Genomic DNA, 7066 nt, shown 5'->3' on the forward strand with positions numbered 1-7066 from the left:
CTTTCCCTGTCGCGCCCGGGAGGCGGCGGCGCGGGGAGTTCCTTTGCGCGCAGCGTTCCAGCAGGCGGCTCAGTCAGGCGCGGCGGCATGACTGGCGACTATGGCAGCGAATAGCGCCGCGACGTAGTACCCGGCTTGTTCCCAAGATATATGAGTGTTTGGGAACAACTTGGGAACAAAATAATCCAGACAAATCAATCCCCTACGCTATCTGTTCCCAATGTTCCCGCTGTTCCCATGACATTTCATTCCGGCGGCGCGTATCAACTACCCATTCGCTGCGAATTTGCCGAGGATCACCTTGCGCCCCTCGTCTATCTGAGCCTCAACGAAAGCGGCCCACAGGGCGAGGATGTGGCGGCGCTGTTCGGCGTACTCCGCACGGTTGTAGACGCCCTTGATTCCCGTGATGGTGTGCGAAAGCGCCTTCTCGATTGCGTCTGACGGCTGCCCCATCTCGTGAAGGTGCGTGCTGGCGGTGCGCCGGAAGTCGTGCAGCACAAAGTGCTGAACCTCCATATCGAGCGCCCGTACGGCTTGGTTTAACGTGCTCTTGGCGATTGGCCGGTCCGCGCCGCGAGATGAAGGAAACACGTATTGCTGGCTCGTGCGGGTTTCATACAACTCACGCAGCATCAGCACGGCCTGCGGAGCAAGGTAGACCCAATGCTCGCGGGGTTTCTTCATCCGATCAGACGGGATACGCCAGACGGCGGCATCCAGGTCGAATTCGGACCATCTAGCCTCGATCAATTCAGACTTGCGTACCATCGTCAGCACCAGCAGATGAATCGCCAGCTTCAACGGTCGGCGGATACTCGATGCATAGACGACGCGCAGCACGTGCCCGAGTTCGTCGGGAGATAGCACGCGGTCGCGGCTCTCCTGCGTGGCGATAAAACGGGCAACCACCGCCTGCGCCGGATTGATCGTCACGAGCTGGCGCGCAATCGCATATTCGTACATTCGCTTGATGACGTTGCGGGTGTGCAAGGCCATCTTCGGCGCTCCGCGCTTCTTGATCCGGTCGCAGATCGCCAGCACATCGCCGGGGGTCACTTCGGAAACCGGTTTGCTGCCGAGCGCCGGATACACGTCCTTTTCGAGTGCGCGTTTCGTCGTCCGCTGATACTCGGCCGACTTGTCCGCCATCTGTTGTTCGAGCCAGTACGCCGCGAACTCACGCACGGTATTGAGCACCTTGGTCGTACCCCGATCTTTCCGAGCATCCGCGACCGGGGAAACGCCACCCGCCACGATCTCCGCATATCGGCGAGCGCGCTCACGAGCAGCCGCCAAGCTGACTGCGGGATATTCGCCAATCGTCACGGGCGGCTGGCGCTTGCCATGGAGCGAGTAGCGGTAGCGCCAGAATTTCGAGCCTGATGGCATCACCTCCAAAATCAGACCGCCCCCGTCAGAGACAGGATAGCGGGCCGCTTTCGGTTGCAATGCCTTGACGCGGGTATCGGTCAGCGGTTGAACGACTTTCGGCATGGTCTTCCCCTTTTGGCATACAGATTCTTGATGTTTACCTCGGCCGGAAACGCTTTCCAGATAAGGCCACGAGGTGTTTTTGGCATACAGGATTTCGCGCATAGGCGCGGTGTATGCCATCTTGTATGCCAAAAACCGCTAGTTGTCGATTGGTAAACTTTGGGGAATATGGGGAGTCGATCTAAGTCTGGCGTGGCTTTGCGGCTTCTTTCTTGTGGAACTTAGGTGACGGCGGGCGACTACTTATTTTCCGATACAAAACCTGCTGAAAATCACCCCCAGCAGATCATCCGAAGTGAATTCCCCGGTAATCGCATTGAGCTGCTCCTGCGCGAGTCGCAATTCCTCGGCAAACAGATCGAGCGACTGCGCCCTTTGCTCCGCATGATCCGCCGCCTGCGCGAGATGCTCCTGCGCGGCCCGCAGCGCGATCAGATGCCGCTCGCGCGCAAGATAAACGCCCTCGACCCCCGCCTGCCACCCCGCGATCCGCAGCAGCTCCGCACGCAGCATGTCGATCCCGTCGCCGCGCTTCGCCGACAAATGCACCTCGGTCAGGTCGCCCTCAGCCGCCGGATGCTCGACGCACGCCGCCACACCGGTCAGATCCGTCTTGTTCAGCACGCGCACCACCGGCACGCCGCCCGGGAACCGCGCCGCGATCGTCTCGTCATCCGCCGTCATCCCGGTGCGCGAATCCAGCAAATGCAACACGACATCCGCCCGCTCGATCTCGCTCCACGTGCGCGCGATACCGATCCGCTCGACCTCGTCCTCGGTCTCGCGCAACCCGGCCGTATCGATGATGTGCAGCGGAATCCCTTCGACCTGGATCGTCTGCGCGACCTTGTCGCGCGTCGTGCCCGCGATCGGCGTGACGATCGCCAGCTCCGCGCCGGCCAGCGCATTCAGCAACGACGACTTGCCGACGTTCGGCTGCCCCGCCAGCACGACCGACAACCCTTCACGCAGCAGCGCCCCCTGCCGTGCATCGCCCAGCACGTGCGCGAGCTGCGCGCGGATCTTCGCGAGCTTGCCGCGCGCGTCAGCCGCTTCCAGGAAATCGATCTCTTCTTCCGGAAAATCGAGCGTCGCCTCGACCAGCATCCGCAGCGTGATCACGTCGTCGACGAGCGCATGGATCTGCCGCGAGAACGCGCCGTCGAGCGAACGCCCGGCCGAACGCGCGGCGGCTTCGGTGCTCGCCTCGATCAGGTCAGCAACGGCCTCGGCCTGCGCGAGATCGAGCTTGTCGTTCAGGAACGCGCGCCGCGTGAATTCGCCGGGTTCCGCGAGCCGCAGCCCGAAACCGCGCCCCGCATCCAGGCAGCGCTGCAGCAACAGCTGCATCACGATCGGCCCGCCATGCCCCTGCAGTTCGAGCACGTGCTCGCCGGTGTACGAATGCGGCGCCGGGAAGTACAGCGCGATCCCGCGGTCGAGCGACGCGCCGTGCTCGTCGAGGAACGGCACGTAGCTCGCATGGCGCGGGGCAAGCTTCTGCCCGCACAACGCGTCGATCAGCGGCAACGCGGCCGCCTCGCCGCCTCGCCCGAACGACACGCGGACGACCCCGATGCCACCCCGGCCGGCAGCAGTGGCAATGGCGACGATCGGATCGGAATCGGTAGCGAGCATGGGAATCGGATGAATGGGATGAATCGGGTGATCAGTGAATATGGTGCGCCCGCGCAACACCTCGGGCATCGGAACGCCGGCATTGTAGCGTGCCGGCACACATGTCACCGCCCGCCGCGCTGGATTCGGACGCGCTCGAATTTATCCCGCCGGGGATAAGCCAAGTATCAGCCCGGCGCCATGTCGCAGCCACCGTTTCGGACGAGTATGCCTGCTGGAGCGGCCTAACGCTGCGGCCCTCAATTCCACCACCCACCTCGATCAAGACCGGGATTCACCTGAACGCGATATGTTTATCCTTAATAGTTGTCTAAGAGGCTGCGGTGGAATTGCACAATCTCCCCATGCCGACATCCGAAGAAAAAGCCGCGTTCTCGGAACGCCTGAAATTCGCCCTGCGGCGCAGCCCGGAGAAGGTCACCGGTGCGACGGAGCTGGCGAACCGATTCAATCTGCGCCACCGCGGAGCGCAGCCCGTTTCGCCGCAAACCGCGCACAAATGGCTGACGGGCCGCACGATCCCGACGTCGGACAAACTCGCCACGCTCGCCGAATGGCTGCGCGTCGAAGTCCACTGGCTGCATTACGGCCCGTCGCCGAGCGTGATCGAACACCCGACGCCGCAACCGCTGCCGCGCGACGAGCGCTATCCACCGACGCCCGAGACGATCGAACTCGCGTCGAAGATCGAAGCGTTGTCGCCGCATCATCGCTACCTCGTGCAGGAACTGGTCGAGCAGTTCTACGGCGACTCGGGCGAAGCGAAGAAGGGCTGAGCCCGCATTACCGGCCCCGCAAAAAGCAAAAAGCCGCATGGGCGAACCATGCGGCTTTTTTTCGTGCATCGCGAGGCGAACGCACCGCCCCGCGTGTGCAACGGGCGTCAGGCCGGTTTCTTCTTGGCCCCGCCGAGCTTGCGCGTGATGTAGTACTGCTGTGCGATCGACAGCACGTTGTTCACGACGTAGTACAGCACGAGGCCGGCCGGGAAGAAGAAGAACATCACCGAGAACGCGATCGGCATGAACTTCATCATCTTCGCCTGGACCGGGTCCGGCGGCGTCGGGTTCAGGCTCGTCTGCACGTACATCGACACGGCCATCAGCACCGGCAGGATGAAGAACGGATCGCGCTGCGACAGGTCGTGAATCCACAGAACCCACGGCGCGCCGCGCATTTCGACCGACGCGAGCAGCACCCAGTACAGCGAGATGAACACCGGGATCTGGATCACGACGGGCAGGCAGCCGCCGAACGGATTGACCTTCTCGGTCTTGTACAGCTCCATCAGCGCGGCGTTCATCTTCTGCGGATCGCTCTTGAAGCGTTCGCGCAGCGCCTGCATGCGCGGCGTGATTTCCTTCATGCGCGCCATCGACTTGTAGCTCGCAGCCGACAGCGGGAAGAACACGGCCTTGATCAGGATCGTCAGCAGCACGATCGACCAGCCCCAGTTGCCGATGTAGCCGTGGATCTTCTCGAGCAGCCAGAACAGCGGCTTCGCGATGATCGTCACCCAGCCGTAGTCCTTCACGAGTTCCAGGCCCGGCGCGATGCCTTCGAGCATGCGCTCTTCTTCCGGACCGGCGAACAGGCGAGCCTGCACGTCGGCCGACTGGCCCGGTGCGATCGCGGCGACCGGCTGCTTCACGCCGACGCGGTACAGCGTCGGGTCGATCTTTTCAGCGTAGATGTCGCGCTTCACGCCCTGCTGCGGAATCCAGGCCGACGCGAAGTAGTGCTGCACCATCGCGACCCAGCCGTTGTCGGCGGAGTTCACGTAGTCGGCCTTGTTCTTGTCGAGGTCGCTGAAGTTGATCTTCTGGAAGTGCTTCGCGTCCGTGTAGACCGCCGGCCCGAGGAACGTGTGCGAGAACATCGGCGTTTCGACGGCCGTGTTGTCGCGCACCAGTTCCATGTAGACCGTCGGCGTGACAGGCGCCGTGCCGACGTTGTCGATCTTGGTGTCGACGCCGATCACGTAGCTGCCGCGCGTGAACGTGTAGGTCTTCACGACCTTCACGCCGCCCTTCACCGGCGACTCGAACGACAGCTTCAGCGCGTTCTGGTCACCCGTCAGCGACGTCGTGCCCGGGTTCAGCTGCGTGTAGACGTCGTTGTGGTTCGGGAAATCGCCGCCGAGCAGGCCCGAGCGCGCGAGATACGTGTGGCCGGCCGTGTGGTCGAACAGCGTGATGTACAGGTCGGGCTGCTTGCCATCGCCCTGCTTCTTCAGCGTCAGCTTCGCGAGCGTGCCGCCGCGCGTGTCGATTTCGCCGTCATACACGTCGGTCGAGAACTTCACGAGCTGCGCCTGGGCGGCCGGTGCCGTCGTCGACGGTGCGGCGCCGGCTGCGGCAGCAGGCACTTCACCTGCGGTCGTCGTCGCGCCCGTGCCCGATGCGCCGCCGGCAGCGGCCGCGGGGGCCGTCTGCGTGGCACTCGGGAAGAACATCGACGGGCGTCCATGGTCGCGCTGCCAGTTGTCGTACAGCATGACAGCTGACATGAAGAAGATCACCCATAGGACGGTGCGTTTGATATCCATGCGTTGTCTCAGAGTCGATGGGACCGCGCGTCGGCTTCGCCGCGAGCGCGAGTGTCGGAGTTGGGCGGCGGGACGAGGTCGATGCCGCCCGCGGAAAACGGATGGCATCGGCACACGCGCCTGACGGCGAGATATGTGCCGCGCGCGGCGCCATGATACTGGATTGCCTCGCGCGCGTAATCCGAACAGGAAGGATAAAAACGGCAACGGTTGCCGAGCATCGGGCTCACGGCAACCTTGTAGAAGCGCAGCAAGGCGATCAATACCGTTTCCATACCTTGGGCGACGCCGTTCGGCGCCGCGTCAAAACCGGCCGGGCAGGCGCGAACGCCGCACCGGGCACGGATGCGTCACTCGGACGCGGGCTTCGACGCTCGGCGGGCGATCTCCCGGACTGCCCTGTCGAGCAGTTCGCGAATCTCGGCCGCGCACATCGCCGCGAGCGGGGCGGAAGCCGCGCTCGGCAGCGCTTTCTTGTCGAAGCGCGTGTGCTGCCGCAGCAGCAGGTCGTAACCGGCGAATTCGGCCCGGCGCAGGCGAAACGCATCGCGCGCCAGCCGCTTCACGAGGTTACGAGTCACCGCACGCGGCGCATACTTCTTGCCGACGACGAGCCCCAGACGCGCGGGCTGACCGGTCGGCTTGCCGTAAATCACGAAGTGCGCGGAGCGCCGCCAGGGGCGCAAACGAAAAACGGATGAAAATTCATCCGTTTTCAGAAGTCGCGCAGCTTTCGGGAAGGCGGCTTTCGTCTGCGACGGATTCGCACCCGGCTCGACGGCACCTTCCGCAGGACTGCGGACGGCGGACACAGCGCGCAACCTGCCTTAGATGGCGAGGCGCTTGCGGCCCTTCGCGCGGCGAGCGTTGATGACCTTGCGGCCACCTGCCGTCTTCATGCGGACACGGAAGCCATGGGTGCGCTTGCGGCGCGTCACGGACGGTTGGTAAGTACGTTTCATGATGTTCTCACTTGTTCGAGAATGTCGAAATTCAGGGGACCGCGTGCCCTTAACCGGAGGCATTCGGGCGAACGCAATCGCCGGGAATACAGGATTGGTTTTCGCGGAACCCGCTATTTAAACCGTTTTTCCGTTGACGGTCAATACTTTAGGAGTCGCTCGCCTGTGCCCGCCCCGAGCGATCCGCCCCCGCGCCCCACACAACCGGCCTGTGGATAACTCGCTCTGTGGCCGCGTTTGGCGGTAGAATCTCGCCTTATCTCCAAGAATCCCGCACGCCGCTTCGGTGCCCGCCTGCCCCTCCGACACTGTGACGCAGGCGTCCGACGCACGCTCGCACGACCGCTTCGGGCCTTGTTGCGCAACTGCGACAAGGGCGCCGGCGAGCCGCGCTGTGCATGCAAAAAACGACAGTTACTTG

At 63.5% G+C, this 7066-nt stretch carries 7 protein-coding genes; 1 reads left to right on the top strand and 6 read right to left on the bottom strand.

Going from position 1 to position 7066, the window contains the following annotated elements; genetic code table 11:
- Positions 1-267 precede the first annotated feature (267 nt).
- On the bottom strand, positions 268-1497 hold the full coding sequence (locus tag CFB50_RS17750) for a tyrosine-type recombinase/integrase (protein WP_089446675.1): 1230 nt from the start codon (positions 1495-1497) through the stop codon (positions 268-270).
- A gap of 243 nt (positions 1498-1740) precedes the next feature.
- Positions 1741-3135, bottom strand: a complete 1395-nt coding sequence (gene mnmE / locus CFB50_RS17755) for a tRNA uridine-5-carboxymethylaminomethyl(34) synthesis GTPase MnmE (protein ID WP_089446676.1) — start codon at positions 3133-3135, stop codon at positions 1741-1743.
- Between the two features lie 344 nt (positions 3136-3479).
- On the opposite strand from mnmE, the gene CFB50_RS17760 reads away from it, so the two are divergent.
- Positions 3480-3911, top strand: a complete 432-nt coding sequence (locus CFB50_RS17760; protein ID WP_047852380.1) for a transcriptional regulator — start codon at positions 3480-3482, stop codon at positions 3909-3911.
- 107 nt (positions 3912-4018) lie between these two features.
- On the opposite strand, the gene yidC is transcribed toward CFB50_RS17760, so the two are convergent.
- The 4 genes from yidC to rpmH form a co-directional block, all read right to left on the bottom strand.
- A complete protein-coding gene (gene yidC / locus CFB50_RS17765; RefSeq protein WP_069249182.1) occupies positions 4019-5683 on the bottom strand; it encodes a membrane protein insertase YidC in 1665 nt (554 codons plus the stop codon).
- Between the two features lie 8 nt (positions 5684-5691).
- Positions 5692-5958 (bottom strand): membrane protein insertion efficiency factor YidD, encoded by a 267-nt coding sequence (gene yidD / locus CFB50_RS17770; RefSeq protein WP_006750110.1) that lies wholly within the window; start codon positions 5956-5958, stop codon positions 5692-5694.
- 75 nt (positions 5959-6033) lie between these two features.
- A complete protein-coding gene (gene rnpA / locus CFB50_RS17775) occupies positions 6034-6495 on the bottom strand; it encodes a ribonuclease P protein component (protein WP_021157986.1) in 462 nt (153 codons plus the stop codon).
- Between the two features lie 15 nt (positions 6496-6510).
- Positions 6511-6645, bottom strand: a complete 135-nt coding sequence (gene rpmH, locus CFB50_RS17780) for a 50S ribosomal protein L34 (protein ID WP_004198824.1) — start codon at positions 6643-6645, stop codon at positions 6511-6513.
- Between the last annotated feature and the right edge of the window lie 421 nt (positions 6646-7066).

This window comes from Burkholderia sp. AU33423 (assembly GCF_002223135.1).
Lineage (GTDB): Bacteria > Pseudomonadota > Gammaproteobacteria > Burkholderiales > Burkholderiaceae > Burkholderia > Burkholderia lata_D.

Excerpts from the sequence above, each read along its gene's own strand:
- CFB50_RS17750 (WP_089446675.1), bottom strand. The coding sequence starts at position 1,497 with ATGCCGAAAGTCGTTCAACCGCTGACCGATACCCGCGTCAAGGCATTG.
- mnmE (WP_089446676.1), bottom strand. The coding sequence starts at position 3,135 with ATGCTCGCTACCGATTCCGATCCGATCGTCGCCATTGCCACTGCTGCC.
- CFB50_RS17760 (WP_047852380.1), top strand. The coding sequence starts at position 3,480 with ATGCCGACATCCGAAGAAAAAGCCGCGTTCTCGGAACGCCTGAAATTC.
- yidC (WP_069249182.1), bottom strand. The coding sequence starts at position 5,683 with ATGGATATCAAACGCACCGTCCTATGGGTGATCTTCTTCATGTCAGCT.
- yidD (WP_006750110.1), bottom strand. The coding sequence starts at position 5,958 with ATGGAAACGGTATTGATCGCCTTGCTGCGCTTCTACAAGGTTGCCGTG.
- rpmH (WP_004198824.1), bottom strand. The coding sequence starts at position 6,645 with ATGAAACGTACTTACCAACCGTCCGTGACGCGCCGCAAGCGCACCCAT.